Genomic DNA, 15,971 nt, shown 5'->3' with positions numbered 1-15,971 from the left:
TCCTGCTGACTTGCGCTTTCGACGAATCCGGCATAGGGCGGAAGTCCGGCTCGAACCCAAAAGGAATGACTGATGCCGGATTTTTCAACATTGATGCTTTTTGCCGCCGCAGCGCTGGTGCTGACAGCCACGCCCGGTCCCGACATGCTGCTGATCGCCTCGCGCAGTGTCAGCCAGGGACGCGCCGCCGGATTTCTGACCTATGCCGGCATCGCGCTCGGCACCTATTGCCACGCCCTTGCCGCCGCTTTCGGGCTCTCTCAGCTCTTCGTGACGGTGCCCGCTATCTATGAAGCAGTGCGCTGGGCCGGCTGCTGCTATCTTCTCTATTTGGCCTATAAGACAATCCGCTCGGAAGTCACCGCCTTTGCGCCAGCATCGACATTGAGACGGCTTTCGGGCAGACGCATCTTCTTTGCAGGTCTCGCCACCAATCTGCTCAATCCGAAAATGGCCCTCTTCGTCATGGCCCTCTTTCCGCAATTCGTGACTGCGCAAAGCGGCTCGATCACGATGCAGATGCTGGTGCTTGCGACCGTGCTGAACGGCATCGGCCTCGTCGTCAATGGAGCCGTCATTATTCTCGGAAGCCAAATTCGCACGCGGCTGGCCTCGCTCAGCCGCTTTCCGAAGATGCCGCAATATATGCTGGCGACTGTTTTTACCGGGCTCGCCTGCCGCCTCGCTTTGCAAGCGCGAAACTGACCGCCGCAGGCTTCTGCGCAAAATAAAACCGGCTGCGAAATCCAGATCTCGCAGCCGGTCCACATGTCAAACGCCGTCAGGCTGATGGTCAGCCTGCAAGTGCCGACGCAACTGCCTCAAGGGCTTCGTCGGCCTTGGCGCCATCAGGGCCGCCAGCTTGCGCCATGTCCGGACGGCCGCCGCCGCCCTTGCCGCCAAGCGCGGCAGAAGCGACGCGCACCAGATCAACGGCGCTGAAGCGATCAACGAGGTCGGGCGTCACGGCAACGACCGCGCTTGCCTTGCCATCCTCGGAAACGCCGATGAGCGTCACGACGCCCGAGCCGATGCTGGTCTTCCCGTCATCGGCGAGCCCCTTCAGATCTTTGGGATCGACGCCCGATATCGACTTGCCGAGGAACTTGACGCCGGCGACTTCGCGCACGGAATCGGCCGAGCCGCCCTGCCCGCCGCCCATGGCGAGCTTGCGCTTGGCGTCGGCCAGTTCCTTTTCGAGCTTGCGGCGCTCGTCGATCAGCGCTTCGACGCGCGAGAGAACGTCTGACGGTTGAACCTTCAGCGAGGCGGCAAGCGTCTTCACGCGCTCGTCCTGTTCGGCCAGATATTCGCGCGCCGATTCGCCGGTGACGGCCTCGATGCGGCGAACGCCGGCGCCGACGGCGCTTTCGCCGAGAACGCGGATCAGGCCGATCTGGCCGGTGGCTCCGACATGCGTGCCGCCGCAGAGTTCGATCGAATAGGGCTTGCCGGCCTTGGCGCCGCGCACACCCTCGCCCATCGCCACGACGCGGACTTCATCGCCGTATTTCTCACCGAACAGCGCCATCGCACCTTCGGCGATCGCATCGTCGACGCTCATCAGCCTCGTGGTGACCGGCGAATTCTGCAGCACGATCTCATTTGCCATATCCTCGACGATTTTCAGCTCTTCGGCCGACATCGGCTTCGGATGCGAAACATCGAAACGCAGGCGCTCGGGTGCTACCAGCGAACCCTTCTGTGCCACATGAGTGCCCAGCACTTCGCGCAGCGCCTCATGCAACAGGTGGGTTGCCGAGTGATTGGCGCGCAGGCGCGAACGGCGGGCATGATCGACCGTCAACGCGACAGCATCGCCATCCCTAACCACGCCTTCGATGACAGTACCCAGATGCACGAACAGGCCTTCGCCCCTCTTCTGCGTATCTGAAATCTCGATCTTGCCGTGGTCGGACGAGATCACCCCGGTATCGCCCATCTGGCCGCCGGATTCGCCGTAGAACGGCGTCTGGCTGACGACGATCTGCACCTTGTCGCCGGCCCTGGCCTCGGTCGAAACCGCGCCGTCCTTGACGATCGCCTGCACGACGCCTTCAGCCGTTTCGGTGTCGTAGCCCAGGAATTCGGTCGCGCCGTGTTTTTCCTTGAGCTCGAACCACACGGTTTCGGTCGCCTTTTCGCCGGAACCGGCCCAGTGCGAGCGGGCTTCGGCCTTCTGGCGCTGCATCGCATCGGTGAAGCCGGAGATGTCGACGCCGATCTCTCGGGCACGCAATGCATCCTGCGTCAGATCGAGCGGGAAGCCGTAGGTGTCGTAGAGCTTGAAGGCGGTCTCGCCATCCAGCATATCGCCCTTGGAAAGATCCGTCGTTGCGTCCGACAGAAGCGACAGGCCACGTTCGAGCGTCTTGCGGAAGCGGTTTTCCTCGAGCTTCAGCGTTTCCGAGATCAGCGCCTCGGCGCGCACCAGCTCCGGATAGGCGCGGCCCATCTGCTGCACCAGCGTCGGCAGCAGCTTGTACATCAGCGGCTCCTTGGCGCCGAGCAACTGCGCATGGCGCATGGCGCGGCGCATGATGCGGCGCAGGACATAACCGCGGCCCTCATTCGACGGCAACACACCGTCGGCGATCAGGAAGGCCGAGGAGCGCAGGTGGTCGGCGATGACGCGGTGGCTGGCGCTGCCTTCCGCCTTGACGCCCATCGTATCCTCGATGGCGCCGATCAGTGTCCGGAAGAGATCGGTGTCGAACACGCTCTGAACGCCCTGCAGAATGCAGGCCATACGCTCCAGACCCATGCCGGTGTCGATCGACGGACGCGGCAGCGGGTTGCGAACGCCGGGCTCCGTCTGTTCGAACTGCATGAAGACCAGGTTCCAGAATTCCAGGAACCGGTCGCCATCTTCCTCCGGCGAGCCCGGAGGTCCGCCCCAGACGTTCTCGCCCTGGTCGATGAAGATTTCCGAGCACGGACCGCAGGGGCCGGTATCGCCCATCTGCCAGAAATTGTCGGAGGTCGGAATGCGGATGATCTTGTCGTCGGAGAAACCGGCGATCTTCTTCCACAGCGTCGCTGCCTCTTCGTCTTCGGAATAGACGGTTACCAGCAGGCGATGCTTCGGCAGATCAAAACCTTCGGTCACGAGCTTCCAGGCAAGCTCGATCGCATTCTCCTTGAAATAGTCGCCGAAGGAGAAGTTGCCGAGCATTTCGAAGAAGGTCAGGTGACGCGCGGTATAGCCGACATTGTCGAGGTCGTTGTGCTTGCCGCCGGCGCGCACGCACTTCTGCGAGGTCGTCGCCGTCGAATAAGGACGCTTTTCCAGGCCGGTGAAGACATTCTTGAACTGCACCATGCCGGCATTGGTGAACATCAACGTCGGGTCGTTGCGCGGGACGAGCGGGCTCGACGGAACAATCTCATGGCCGTTCTTCTTGAAATAGTCGAGGAAGGTCGACCGGATATCGTTCACGCCGCTCATGCTATGCCCTTCAATGCTGCCGGAGGCAGGTAAATACAAATCCATCGGCTTTTAACGTTCGCCTCCGCCACTGTCCAGCAGACAAACAAAACCGGCCGCATTCTCATCAGGAATGCGGCCGGCTGGAACTGACCGGTGAGTTCAAGCGCGAAAATTACATTTCCGCAGTGGCATCGCCATCGCCGTCCTCGGGATCCGGTCCGCCGTTCTGCAGGAAGCGGTCGGCGATCAGGCCGGCATTCTGGCGCAGCGACAGCTCGATCTCGCGGGCGAGATCCGGATTGTCGCGCAGGAAGGTCTTGGCGTTTTCACGACCCTGGCCGAGACGCTGGCTGTTATAGGAGAACCAGGCGCCCGATTTCTCGACGATGCCGGCCTTGACGCCGAGATCAACCAACTCGCCGGTCTTGGAAACACCCTCGCCATACATGATGTCGAACTCGACCTGCTTGAAGGGTGGCGCCATCTTGTTCTTGACGACCTTGACGCGGGTCTGGTTGCCGATCACCTCTTCGCGCTCCTTGACCGCGCCGATGCGGCGGATGTCGAGGCGTACGGAGGCATAAAATTTCAGCGCATTGCCGCCCGTCGTCGTTTCCGGCGAACCGAACATGACGCCGATCTTCATGCGGATCTGGTTGATGAAGATCACCATGGTGTTCGACTTCGAGATCGAGGCGGTGAGCTTGCGCAGCGCCTGGCTCATCAGGCGCGCCTGCAGGCCGGGAAGGCTGTCGCCCATCTCGCCTTCGATTTCGGCGCGTGGCGTCAGTGCGGCGACCGAGTCGACGACGAGGACGTCGACGGCGCCGGAGCGCACCAGCGTATCGGTGATTTCAAGCGCCTGCTCGCCGGTATCGGGCTGCGAGATCAGAAGGTTCTGCAGATCGACGCCAAGCTTGCGGGCATAGACAGGATCGAGCGCATGTTCGGCATCGACGAAGGCGCAGATACCGCCCTTTTTCTGCGCCTCGGCAATGGTCTGCAGCGCAAGCGTCGTTTTACCGGAGCTTTCCGGTCCGTAAATTTCGATGATGCGGCCCCTCGGCAGGCCGCCGACACCAAGTGCGATATCGAGGCCAAGCGAGCCGGTCGAGATCGTCTCGATCTCGACAACATTCTCGTTGGAGCCGAGTTTCATAATCGAGCCCTTGCCGAACGACCGCTCTATCTGTGAGAGTGCCGCTTCAAGCGCCTTGCTTTTGTCCACCGATTTGTCCTCTACCAGCCGCAATGAATTCTGAGACATCCGATCCACCTTTAGGTTATTGAAGCCGCCCAAGCAATGTCGAGTTTGTACCCTATTTGTTCCACTCTCGCAATAGGCGATCAAACAATTGAAAGAAAAAGGTAAAACGGCCCGTGTTCTGTATTTGTTTTATCGATGAAAAGCAACGACTTAGATGTAAAGTGCCGGCACCCGCGCACAAAAACCCATCCCATCGATTCGCACGTCGGGCATCAGGAGAGTGCCTGAAATGAAAAGAAAGATTCTCGTTCTCGGCGGTGCCCATATCGATCGGCGCGGCCGCATCTCCGGCGAGACAGCGCCTGGCGCCAGCAATCCCGGCACCTGGTTCGAGGAGCCCGGCGGCGGCGGCTTCAATGCGGCGCGCAATCTCGCAAGGCTCGGTTTTCAGGTGACGATGATCTCGCCGCGCGGCGGCGATCCCAACGGCGAACTGGTCGGCGAAGCCGCCGATTTCGCCGGCATCGACGACCGGCCTTTCGTCTTCCTCGACCGCAAGACGCCGAGCTATACGGCGATCATCGAGAAGGACGGCAATCTGGTGATCGCCCTCGCCGACATGGATCTCTACCGTTTCTTCGTGCCGCGGCGTCTATCCATCCGCTGGGTGCGGGAAGCTTTCGCCGCCCATGATTTCATCCTCTTCGATGCCAACCTGCCGGAAGAGACAATCGCCGCGATCGTCGCCAAGGCGCATTCCCTGGCCAAGCCCGTCGCGGCGATCGCCATCTCGCCGGCCAAGGTCGTCAGGCTGAAACCCTGCATCGGGGATATCGACTACCTGTTCCTGAACGAGGCCGAGGCCGCCGCCCTGACCGGTGAGCAGCCGGAAGACGCCGCCGGCTGGCCGCCATTGCTGAATGAGATCGGCATCAGGAATGCCGTCGTCACTCGCGGCCGGCGCGAACTCGTCGCGCTTTGCGGGGACCGCGCCGTGACGCTGCAGCCGCCGATCGCCGACACCGTCGCCGATGTCACGGGTGCCGGCGATTCTCTTGCGGCCGGCACGCTCGCCGCCTTGATGCTCGGCCTGCCGCTCGAGGAAGCCGTCCGCCACGGCACCGCGGCCGCCACGCTGACCGTGCAGTCGCGGCACGCCGTCAACGAAAATCTGACGCCGGATCTTTTGAATGAGGCGCTTGCCCTTGTTCCCAAGATCAGAATTCTGCATTGAAGCGACTAATTAAAGAGTTGAGCATGATGCCGTCCGAAAACCGCCCACACTTTTCGGCATCATGTTCTGTCGATCACAGGACAAGACCATGACCAAGCCCATCTCCCCTCTTCTGCCGATCGCCTATTCGAAGGAGGTTGCCAGCGCCAAGCAGCGCGGCGCGCCGCTTGTGGCGCTGGAATCGACGATCATCACCCACGGCATGCCCTATCCCGGCAATATCGAGATGGCCCGCAGCGTCGAGACGATCATCCGTGAACAGGGAGCGGTGCCGGCAACGATCGCCGTCATTCATGGCACGTTGCATATCGGTCTTGAAGCCGCGGAATTGGAACAGCTCGCCAAGGCGACCGAGGTGATGAAGGTGTCGCGCGCCGATCTCGCCTTCGCGATCGCCGAGCGCCGCACCGGCGCCACCACGGTCGCGGCGACGATGATTGCGGCAGCGCGCGCCGGCATCAGCGTCTTTGCCACAGGCGGCATCGGCGGCGTACATCGCGGCGCCGAGGAAAGCTTCGATATATCAGCCGACCTCGAGGAGCTCGCCCGAACCGGCGTCATCGTCGTCTGCGCCGGCGCCAAGGCGATTCTCGACATTCCGAAGACGCTGGAAGTGCTGGAAACCCGCGGCGTGCCTGTCGTCACCTATGAGAGCGAGGAATTTCCCGCCTTCTGGTCGCGCTCCTCGGGCATATCAAGCCCGCTGTCGCTGAACAGCCCGGCCGCCATCGCCAATTTCCAGACGGTGCGCGAACAGCTCGGTGTCGACGGCGGCATGCTCGTCGCCAATCCGGTGCCGGAAGCCGACGAAATCCCACGCGAGGAGATGGAAATCTATATCGAGCGGGCGCTGGATAGCGCCGAGCGCGACGAAATCACCGGCAAGGCTGTGACGCCCTATCTGCTCTCGACCATCTTCGACCTGACGGACGGCCAGAGCCTGAAGACCAATATTGCGTTGGTGGAGAACAATGCGCGGCTTGCGGCCGAGATTGCGGTGGCGCTGCGGAATGAGGATTGACGGGTAGGTCGGTATGGCCGTGACAGATAGATGGTGCCGAAAAAGCCTCTCTGCCTGCCGGGCAGAGGGGCTGGCACGGCACAACCGTGATAGAGGCGATGTGTGGCACGCCCTCTCTCGGGCGCACCCCACTCACCCGTCCAACGTTTCCTTCACCACAACAGCGAGCTGCTTGAGCGAGAAGGGCTTCGGCAGGAAGCCGAATTTCGCATCCGGCGGCAGGTTGCGGGCAAAGGCATCTTCGGCATAGCCGGAGACGAAGATGAATTTCATGTCGGGATAGGTCTTGCGCAGCTCGCGCAGCAGCGTCGGCCCATCCATTTCGGGCATGACAACGTCGGAGACGACGATATCGACCTTGCCGTCGAGTTCTTCCATGATGCTCAGCGCCTCGACGCCCGAGCCCGCCTCGTGCACGGTGTAGCCGCGCGTTTCCAGCATGCGCTTGCCGCCGCGGCGCACCGCCTCCTCGTCCTCGACGAGCAGGATGACCGCCGATCCCGTCAGATCCTCCGGCTGCTGCGACGCCGGCGCCTCGGGCCGCACGCCGATCTCGGCGATGGCGCTGTCGATCGAGCCTGCTTCGGCGGCGACCGCCGGCTCAGGGATGTGGCGCGGCAGGAACACCCGGAAGGTCGTGCCCTTGCCGACTTCGGATTCCGGCTGGATGTAACCGCCCGACTGCTTGACGATGCCGTAGACCATGGCAAGGCCAAGACCGGTGCCCTTGCCGACATCCTTGGTGGTGAAGAAGGGTTCGAAGATCTTGTCCATGATCTCAGGCGCGATACCGGTGCCGTTATCGGCGACCTCGATCAGCACCATATCCTCGGCCGGCATGTAGGAATAGTTGAAGGCGGAGACCTCGGCGGCGGTCAGGTTTTTGGTGCGCAGCGTCAGCGTACCGCCCTCGGGCATCGCGTCGCGGGCATTGACGCAGAGATTGATCAGCACCTGCTCGAACTGCGAAAGGTCTGTTTTGACAGGCCACAGGTCGCGGCCATATTGCACGTCGAGCTTGACGTTGGTGCCGGAGAGCAGCCGGTCGACCAGCATGCGCAGGTCGCCGACGACATCGGTGAGGTTCAGCACCGAGGGCCGCATCGTCTGCTTGCGCGAGAAGGCGAGCAGCTGGCGCACCAGCACCGCGGCGCGGTTGGCGTTGCGCTTGATCTCCATCAGGTCGGCGAAGCTGGCATCGGCCGGCCGCGCCTGCAGCAACAGATGGTCGGAGGACAGCAGGATCGCCGTCAGCACGTTGTTGAAATCATGCGCGATGCCGCCGGCGAGTGTGCCCACAGCATTCATCTTCTGCGTCTGCGCCATCTGCGCTTCGAGCGCCTTCTGCTCGGTCACCTCGACGGCATAGACGATCGCTGCCTCCTCGGGCGCCTCGTCGCTCTGGTCGATGACCGCGTTGACATAGAAGCGGAAATAGCGCGCCTCGTCGGTCGGCGTCCGGGTATCGATGGGCGCGATATCGCCCTGCCGATCCTTGGCCGCCGCCAGCGCCTCCGCAAGCTGCGGCCGGTCGCTCTCCTGCACGATGGTTTCGAGATGCGGCGCCTTTTCGAGATCGTCGCGCGAGACGACGCCGGAGAACAACTTCAGGAACGGTGCGTTGGTCCGCAGAATGCGGCCGTTGCCGTCGACCGAGGCGATCGCCATCGGCGTGTTGTTGAAGAAACGGGTGAAGCGCATGGCGGCGGCCGAAGCCGACTGGCCGCCGGCATCGCTCTTTTCACGCGCCAGCACGATCGTCCGGCTTTCGCCGGGCGCGCCATCGCGCATCGAGGTGACGCTGTGGATGATCTGCACCGGCAGGCTCTGGCCGTTGGTCTTGCGCAGGTCGAGGTCGAGAGTCACGGTCTTCTTCAGACCCGGTTCGGCCTGCACCGACTGGATCAGCGCCAGCCCCTCGCCCGCCACGACGTCGCCGATCGTCATCGAGCCCGGCACGAACTTGGTGAGGTCGAGGCTCAGCCACTCGGCAAGCGTCGCATTCAGGTAGAAGATCTCGCCCTTCCTGCCGGCGGAAAAGAAGCCGGCCGGCGCATGGTCGAGATAATCGATCGCGTTCTGCAATTCCTTGAAGAAGCGCTCCTGGTCGTCGCGCTCGGTGGTGATGTCGGTGATCTGCCAGATCTGCAGCGGCCTGCCGCCATTCTCCTCCGGCTGCAGCAGCCGCGCCTTCAGCCGGTACCAATGCGCGCCGGAGTTGTTGCTGCCGGGCCCGACGGCGCGCAGCAGCCGAAATTCCTCCCGGCCTTCCTTGCCTTCGCGCAGGCCATTGACCAGCCTGTAGAGCGCTTCGTTGGATTCGCGGTGACGCGACAGCAGCGTTTCCAGCGTCTGCACCTCGGTCGCCTTGCGCGCGCCGGTCAGCGCGCCATAGGCGGCATTGGCATAGATGATCCGGCCCTTTTCGTCGGTGATCAGCGTCCCGTCGGGATGGCTGTTGAGGAAGGCGCGCGCCAGGCTGTCGGACTGGCGCTGCGGCATCACCTCGATGAAGCCGATGACCGAGGAGACCAGGAAGAAGATGCCGACCATGGCGAGCACGCCGAGACCGCCGAGCACGATCTCGTTGTCGAGCGACTTCTTGAAGAAGACGAAGCCCCCGGCGGCAGCAATCAGCACGAGCGCCAGCAGCAGAATGCGCAAAACCGTGCCAGAACGCCCCCCACGATCCACAAGCGGTGCGTTATAATCGTCGGCCTGACGCGGTTTCGTCATGTATTCCTCACATAAGCCCCTCCCGCTTCGTAGCACGAACACAAAGCGGGAATCAGGCACTCTTTCCTTCTTAGCAATTTGCCGCGTCGGCAAAAACACCGGCAACCGGCAAGACTGCTTGAATTCACAGGCAACAGCGCCATCTGCCCCTGAAGCCCAAAGCGGCCGCCCCTGCGCAAGGTCGCTGGGCGCCAGGCAGCTGAACACGAAATCGCGTTCTCCCGTGACTGGACAGCATGGGCGGCCCTTGCCTAAGGAACGGAAAAGTCGTCAATATGTGCCGAAATGCGAAATGGAGTAAGTGACTATGTTGGATGATGTTGTCGGAGCGTATGGCAGTCGTTTCCTGCTTGCAGCCGGTGGCGTCGGTCTGGCGCTTCTCCTGCTCATCCTCGTGCTCTGGGTGATCCGCAGCCGGGCGCCCTCGCCTTTCGTGCGCGGCGGCCGCAACCGCCAGCCCCGCCTGCAGGTGCTGGATGCCGCTGCCGTCGATGCCCGCCGCCGGCTGGTGCTGGTGCGCCGCGACGACGTCGAGCACCTGATCATGATCGGCGGCCCGAGCGATATCGTCATCGAAAGCCGCATCCTGCCCGCCGCGGCAACCGAACAACCGGAAAGCGTCAACCGCCCGCAGCCCGTCGAGCAGCGCCCGATACCCGTCGCGCGGCCGGAAACGCCGCCGGTCGTTCCGCCGCGCCCGCCGGTCGCTGCCCGTGTCGAGCCGGCCGCCGAGCCCTCTTTCTCCTCGCCGGTCCCGCCAGAGCCGCGCTCGCGCCCAGAATCATCGGCCCAATCATCGGCCCAATCATCGGCCCAACCGCCGGCCGTTGCGCCGCCGGTGGTCACGAGCCCGCTTCCGGCAGAGCCGGTGACAGCTCCACTGTCGGCCGAACGCGACAATCCTCTGCGCGCCGCTCCGCCCCAGCCGCGCCCGCCGGAGCGTCCCGCCGTTCCCCCAGCCGCGCAGCCCGCACAGTTCCATGATACCGCGAGTGCAGCCGAGATTCTCGATGCCGCCCGCCAGCGCGTGCTGCCGCAGCAGCGCATCGAACCCGAGGTCTCCGCCCCGCCTGTCCAGCACGTGCCGGCGGCAGCACGCGCCGCGCCTGTTACGGCCGAGGACGATGCGGCTGCGCAGTCGGCAGCGGCGATCCGTCATGATTTCCAGCGCGTGCTGGAAGAGGAGATGTCGAGCAATCTGACCGCCGAGCGCATCGTGCCGGCGCCGGCAAACCAGGAACCCCGCCAAGCCGCGCCGCAGCCGGGCAACCTGCCGCGCCGCGATCCCGAGCTAGCTCCCATCACCGGAGCCGACACGGAACTGCAGAAGGAAGTCGCCCGCATCTTCGGCGAGATGAGCGTCAATCGCGACAAATGAGGGCAGACACGCCGGCCTTCATCACCAAGTTGCATAAAAGCCGCAATGCTGCGACTTTCAGTTCGCGAACGGCTCGGGGGCTCCCCTTGATGCCGATCATTTGTTATCTCTGAAGTCGAAGAGCTTTGGTGCATTCGAGGTAACACTTTGCCTAAGTAAATACCGGTCTCACTCCAGTTTCACCCGTACTGCCGCAAAGCGACACGCTGGCGGCATACGAACATGTTCATCGGGTGGTGGCGAGAGACCGGTTTGGCATTGTTACAATGTGCCATGTGCAGCTCCGCTGTCTCAGCTCTTCAGCCGCCCACAACATCGCCACACCGCGCCCGCAAGGGTTTTCTCATGCACCATCTTGGTGGACTTCCGAACGGAAGACCAAGACGGTATGTGCAATACGCTTCGGGTCCGATGGACCATTATTCCCAAGACAGCTCCCCAGCCCTGGTTGGCCTGCGGCGGATGCGGGGGCCTCAGAGCTTTCCAACCCAGCGGCAAGATCCGGCTCAACGCCAACGGTCGCAAGCTCGACGCCTGGCTTATCTACAAATGCCTGACCTGTGAAAGAACATGGAACCGGCCAATCCTCGAGCGCCGCAATGTTCGCGACATCGATCCTCAAGTCCTTGACGCGTTACAATCCAACGATCCCGGCTGGATCCGGGCAGAAACCTTCAACCTCGATGCTCTCCGGCAGAAGTCACAGCGTGTGGACGAGTTTGCCGAATTTGACATCAAAAAAGAGATGCAGAGCGACACGGCGAATTGGACGAGATTGGCAATTGAACTGATGGTCCCGTTTCCAACGAGCACACGCCTCGACCGTCTGCTGGGCTCCGAACTGAAAGTGTCACGCTCGCGGCTGCAGGCTCTGCATGATCAAGGCATGGTTCGGACAGATCCTGACCGAGCAGGCGTCATGCGGCGGCGGATCAGGAATGGCACCCTTGTCGTGATTGACCTCGCCATGGAGGCCGACCGAGAGCAATCTTGGAAAGCTCTGGCAGCAGGAGATCCGCTATAATAGTGGAACTCCGTCGCGGACGCTCGATCTCGGGCCTTCGTGACTATCGAAAAAGGCGCCGCGATCGGGATCGCGGCGCCTGTTCTGCTCTCATGCCTGCATGAAAACTCTTATTCGTCGCGATAGACTTTTTCGCGACGTTCGTGACGCTCCTGCGCCTCGATCGACAGTGTCGCGATCGGGCGGGCGTCGAGACGTTTCAGGCCGATCGGTTCGCCGGTTTCCTCGCAATAGCCGTAGGTACCGTCTTCGATGCGCTGCAGTGCCGCGTCGATCTTCGAAATCAGCTTTCTCTGTCTGTCACGGGCGCGAAGTTCGATCGCCCGGTCCGTTTCCGACGACGCCCGGTCGGCGAGGTCGGGATGGTTTGCGCTTTCCTCGGCCAGATGGTCGAGCGTCTCGCGCGCTTCTCTAAGGATATCGTTTCTCCATGCAACCAGCTTAGCCCTGAAGTAGGCACGCTGGTTTACGTTCATGAACTCTTCCTCTTCCGAGGGAACGTAATTGCTAAGATCGATCTTCTCACTCAACGCGATTCTCCTGAAGAACATCTCATCTGGCCGGGTGTATATCCCAAGCGCTAGTCGCGATTCAAGCCAAATACGACAGGTAAACAGATTTTTAAATCTGTTACAATTTTCGGCTAACGATCTATTTTGTCATGGTTATTCCGGCCGCCGTTTTTTGCTTCGCCTTCAAAACGCCGTGTTATCGGCCACGTTTCGGGCAGTTGCGACATGGCTGGCGATTGACGGCGGCCAATCGCAACCGCTACTGAAAAGACCCCGCCCGATCCTGGATTTGCCCATGACCGTACCGCTGCCTCCGCCCAACCGCATCTATCTCCTGCGTCATGCCGAGGCCAGCTGGGCCGAACCCGGACAGCGCGATTTCGACCGGCCGCTGAGCGAAAAGGGCTTTGGCGATGCCGAGATCATCGCCGACAAGGCCGCCGACAAGGGTTATCGTCCCGATCTCCTGATCAGTTCGACAGCGCTGCGTTGCCGTGACACGTCAGGCGCCGTCCACCGGGCGATGGGCGTCGCGCTCGAGGTGCGTTATGTCGATGCGCTCTACAATGCCACGGTCGATACCTATCTCGAGATCGTCGATGCACAGGATGAGGCGGCCGTCATGCTGGTTGGCCACAATCCGACCATGGAGCAGGCGCTGGAGACATTGATCGGCCATGAGGCGATGGTAAGCGCCCTTCCCGGCGGCTTCCCAACCGCAGGCCTTGCCGTCGTCGATTTTGACGCTTCGGCCTCTGTCTGGCGCCTCACCGATTTCGTGGTCGTCTGAAGTCTTTCACGCCGCTCTTCTTTTGCGGGCGGCGCGCCCTCCCTATATTGCGGGGCAGTCACCAACCGGAATCGCGCCTTGCCGCCACGCCTGACATCCTTTGCCGATGACGCCCGCATCGCCTTCGACAATCTCGCCGACCGGGCGAGCGGCCTTGTCAATCCGACCGTGCGGCTCGGCGTCACCGGCCTCTCCCGCTCCGGTAAGACGGTCTTCATCTCCTCGCTGGTCCACAATCTCCTGCATGGCGGCCGCCTGCCGCTGTTCGAGCCGGTGCAATCCGGCCGGGTCTCGGCGGTGCGGCTGGAGCCGCAACCCGACGATGCCGTGCCGCGCTTCCAGTACGAGGACCATATCCGTGCGCTGGTGAAGGACCGCATCTGGCCGGATTCGACCCGCGCCATATCGGAACTGCGCATCACGCTGGATTACCAAAGCGCCAGCGGCTGGAACCGGCTGTTTTCCCCCGGCCGCCTGTCGATCGATATCGTCGATTATCCCGGCGAATGGCTGCTCGACCTGCCGCTGCTCGGCAAGGATTACCGCACCTTCAGCGAGGAAACCATCGCGCTCGCCGAAACCGGCGTCCGCTCGGAGCTGTCGCGTGAGTGGCTGGCTCTGACGCGCGCCGCCGATATCCACGCCGGCGCCGACGAGATGATCGCCCGCGACCTCGCCAGCGCCTTCGCCGATTATCTCAAGGCCTGCAAGGCCGATGAACGCTCGCTCTCCACCCTGCCGCCCGGCCGCCTGCTCTTGCCCGGCGACCTCGATGGGTCGCCAGCATTGACCTTCGCGCCGTTGGCGCTGCCGCCGGACGGACGTCCTGGGCGCGGCTCGCTGTGGACGATGATGGAGCGGCGCTACGAGGCCTACAAATCGGTCGTCGTCAAACCCTTCTTCCGTGAGCATTTCGCCCGCCTCGACCGCCAGATCGTGCTGGTCGATGCGCTGCAGGCGATGAACCGCGGCCCCGAAGCCATACAGGATCTGGAACGCGCGCTGACCGATGTGCTCGCCTGTTTCCGCCCCGGCACCAATTCGCTGCTCTCCTCCCTGCTTGGACGCCGCATCGACCGCGTGCTGGTCGCCGCCACCAAGGCCGATCACCTCCACCATGAAAGCCATGACCGCCTCGATGCGCTGACCCGCCGCCTGGTGGATCGCGCCATCGACCGCATCGGTATGGCGGGGGCCGGCATCGACGTCATGGCGCTTGCCTCCGTCCGCGCCACTCGCGAGGCGACCGTCAAGCGCGATGGACACGAGCTGCCTGTCATCGTCGGCACGCCGATGGACGGCGAAACCCTTGCCGGCGAACGCTTCGACGGCCAGAGAAAGACCGCGATCTTCCCCGGCGACCTGCCGGAGGATCCGGAAAGCCTGTTCGACCGCATTGCCTCGGGTGTAACAGGCCTGCAGCTGCACGATGTCAACGTCGTCCGGTTCCGCCCGCCGCAGCTTGAGGAAACCGGCGGCGGCATCAAGCTGTCGGTGCCACATATCCGCCTCGACCGCGCCATGCAGTTCCTGTTCGGAGACCGCCTCGCATGAGCAAGCCCCCGTCCGATCCGCCGCGCCGCGCACCCGCCGCCTTCACCTATGAGGACGAGGTCACCCAGCCGCGAGACAACGGCAGGCAGGCAGAGCAACGGCGCAAGCCGGAAAGTTTCTCCGAACATATCATCGTGACGCCTGATGAGGACGATCCCTTCCTCAATCCCGACAAGGATCTGAGCGCAGTTCCGGTTGCCACGCCGCGGAGACGTCGAACCTCCTTCGGCAAGATTGCCGCCGGCGCCTTCGGCATCCTGCTGTCTCTCGCCATTGGCCTCTGGACCGACAGCCTGATCCGCGATCTCTTCACCCGCGCAGACTGGCTGGGTTATGCAGCCCTTGCCGTGCTCGCCGTCGGCATCCTCGCCGTGCTTGCCCTGGTCGTCCGCGAAACTGTGGGCATGATGCGTCTTGCTGCCGTCCAGGCGATCAAGGCCGAAGCAGACGCCGCGATTCTCGAAACCCGGCCGGCGAAGGCGCGCGCCGTCGTGGCGCGCCTCACCACCCTGCTTTCCGCCAATCCCGAGACATCGAAGGGCCGCGCAACGCTGAAAGCGACCGAGGGCGAGGTCATCGACCCCCCGCATCTGATTGCGCTCGCCGAACGCGAACTGCTTGCTCCCCTCGACCGCAAGGCCCGCGCGCTGATCGTCAATGCCTCCAAGCGCGTCTCGATCGTCACCGCCGTCAGCCCGCGTGCTGTGGTCGACCTGCTCTACGTGCTCTATGAGGCCGTGCGCCTCATTCGCGCCATGGCCGAACTTTACGGCGGCCGGCCCGGCACGCTGGGCATGTTCCGCCTGCTGCGCGACGTGCTGGCGCATCTGGCCGTCACCGGCTCGATCGCCGTCGGCGACAGCCTCGTCCAGCAGGTGCTCGGTCACGGGCTGGCCTCCAGGCTCTCGGCCCGCCTGGGAGAGGGTGTGATCAACGGCCTGATGACCGCCCGCATCGGAATCGCGGCCATGGATCTCTGCCGTCCGCTTGCCTTCCGGGCCCTGAAGCGGCCGGGAATCGGTGATTTCATCGGCGATCTCACCCCGTCCATGTCGCCGCGCGGCAACAATCCTTGAGCGACACAG

12 protein-coding genes are annotated in these 15,971 nt (G+C 63.0%); 8 read left to right on the top strand and 4 right to left on the bottom strand.

Annotated elements, in window-relative coordinates; translation table 11 throughout:
• Window positions 1–72: 72 nt before the first annotated feature.
• Window positions 73–705 carry a LysE family translocator gene (locus FHT69_RS06120; RefSeq protein ID WP_097594361.1) on the top strand — a complete coding sequence of 211 codons (633 nt, stop codon included), beginning with the start codon at window positions 73–75 and terminating at the stop codon, window positions 703–705.
• 88 nt (window positions 706–793) lie between these two features.
• On the opposite strand, the gene alaS is transcribed toward FHT69_RS06120, so the two are convergent.
• Complete coding sequence (alaS, locus tag FHT69_RS06115; RefSeq protein WP_097594360.1) at window positions 794–3,448, bottom strand: alanine--tRNA ligase; 2,655 nt, start codon at window positions 3,446–3,448, stop codon at window positions 794–796.
• Window positions 3,449–3,602: 154 nt separating this feature from the next.
• Window positions 3,603–4,697 carry a recombinase RecA gene (gene recA / locus FHT69_RS06110; protein WP_183905096.1) on the bottom strand — a complete coding sequence of 365 codons (1,095 nt, stop codon included), beginning with the start codon at window positions 4,695–4,697 and terminating at the stop codon, window positions 3,603–3,605.
• A gap of 229 nt (window positions 4,698–4,926) precedes the next feature.
• On the opposite strand from recA, the gene FHT69_RS06105 reads away from it, so the two are divergent.
• Together FHT69_RS06105 and FHT69_RS06100 are read left to right on the top strand one after the other, a co-directional pair.
• Window positions 4,927–5,871: a carbohydrate kinase family protein gene (locus tag FHT69_RS06105; RefSeq protein WP_028758079.1), complete on the top strand. Its 945-nt coding sequence runs from the start codon at window positions 4,927–4,929 to the stop codon at window positions 5,869–5,871.
• A gap of 88 nt (window positions 5,872–5,959) precedes the next feature.
• The gene (locus FHT69_RS06100; RefSeq protein ID WP_183905095.1) at window positions 5,960–6,892 is read left to right on the top strand and encodes a pseudouridine-5'-phosphate glycosidase; all 933 of its coding nucleotides are present in this window, start codon (window positions 5,960–5,962) and stop codon (window positions 6,890–6,892) included.
• Between the two features lie 132 nt (window positions 6,893–7,024).
• Here FHT69_RS06100 and cckA read toward each other — a convergent pair whose 3' ends face one another.
• Window positions 7,025–9,628: a cell cycle histidine kinase CckA gene (gene cckA, locus FHT69_RS06095; RefSeq protein ID WP_183905094.1), complete on the bottom strand. Its 2,604-nt coding sequence runs from the start codon at window positions 9,626–9,628 to the stop codon at window positions 7,025–7,027.
• Window positions 9,629–9,929: 301 nt separating this feature from the next.
• Here cckA and FHT69_RS06090 point away from each other — a divergent pair, with 301 nt between their 5' ends.
• Together FHT69_RS06090 and FHT69_RS06085 are read left to right on the top strand one after the other, a co-directional pair.
• Window positions 9,930–11,006, top strand: coding sequence for a flagellar biosynthetic protein FliO (locus FHT69_RS06090; RefSeq protein ID WP_183905093.1), 1,077 nt, complete (start codon window positions 9,930–9,932; stop codon window positions 11,004–11,006).
• Window positions 11,007–11,394: 388 nt separating this feature from the next.
• On the top strand, window positions 11,395–12,030 hold the full coding sequence (locus FHT69_RS06085; protein ID WP_097630974.1) for a DUF1062 domain-containing protein: 636 nt from the start codon (window positions 11,395–11,397) through the stop codon (window positions 12,028–12,030).
• A gap of 110 nt (window positions 12,031–12,140) precedes the next feature.
• Here the strand turns inward: FHT69_RS06085 and dksA are convergent, their stop codons facing one another.
• Window positions 12,141–12,560 carry an RNA polymerase-binding protein DksA gene (gene dksA, locus FHT69_RS06080; protein ID WP_017964517.1) on the bottom strand — a complete coding sequence of 140 codons (420 nt, stop codon included), beginning with the start codon at window positions 12,558–12,560 and terminating at the stop codon, window positions 12,141–12,143.
• A 277-nt stretch (window positions 12,561–12,837) separates the two neighbouring features.
• Between dksA and FHT69_RS06075 the strand changes: the two genes are divergently transcribed.
• From FHT69_RS06075 to FHT69_RS06065, 3 genes are all read left to right on the top strand, one after another.
• Window positions 12,838–13,332 carry a SixA phosphatase family protein gene (locus FHT69_RS06075; protein ID WP_028758084.1) on the top strand — a complete coding sequence of 165 codons (495 nt, stop codon included), beginning with the start codon at window positions 12,838–12,840 and terminating at the stop codon, window positions 13,330–13,332.
• Between the two features lie 78 nt (window positions 13,333–13,410).
• Window positions 13,411–14,886 carry a YcjX family protein gene (locus tag FHT69_RS06070; protein ID WP_183905092.1) on the top strand — a complete coding sequence of 492 codons (1,476 nt, stop codon included), beginning with the start codon at window positions 13,411–13,413 and terminating at the stop codon, window positions 14,884–14,886.
• Window positions 14,883–15,962, top strand: a complete 1,080-nt coding sequence (locus FHT69_RS06065; RefSeq protein WP_097594356.1) for a YcjF family protein — start codon at window positions 14,883–14,885, stop codon at window positions 15,960–15,962. The genes FHT69_RS06070 and FHT69_RS06065 overlap by 4 nt, the downstream gene beginning before the upstream one ends.
• The last annotated feature ends 9 nt before the right edge of the window (window positions 15,963–15,971 follow it).

This window comes from Rhizobium sp. BK008 (assembly GCF_014197345.1).
Classification (GTDB): Bacteria; Pseudomonadota; Alphaproteobacteria; order Rhizobiales; family Rhizobiaceae; genus Rhizobium; species Rhizobium anhuiense.
Note: the sequence above shows the minus strand (reverse complement) of the source record. Positions and strands in the feature narration are given on the sequence as shown.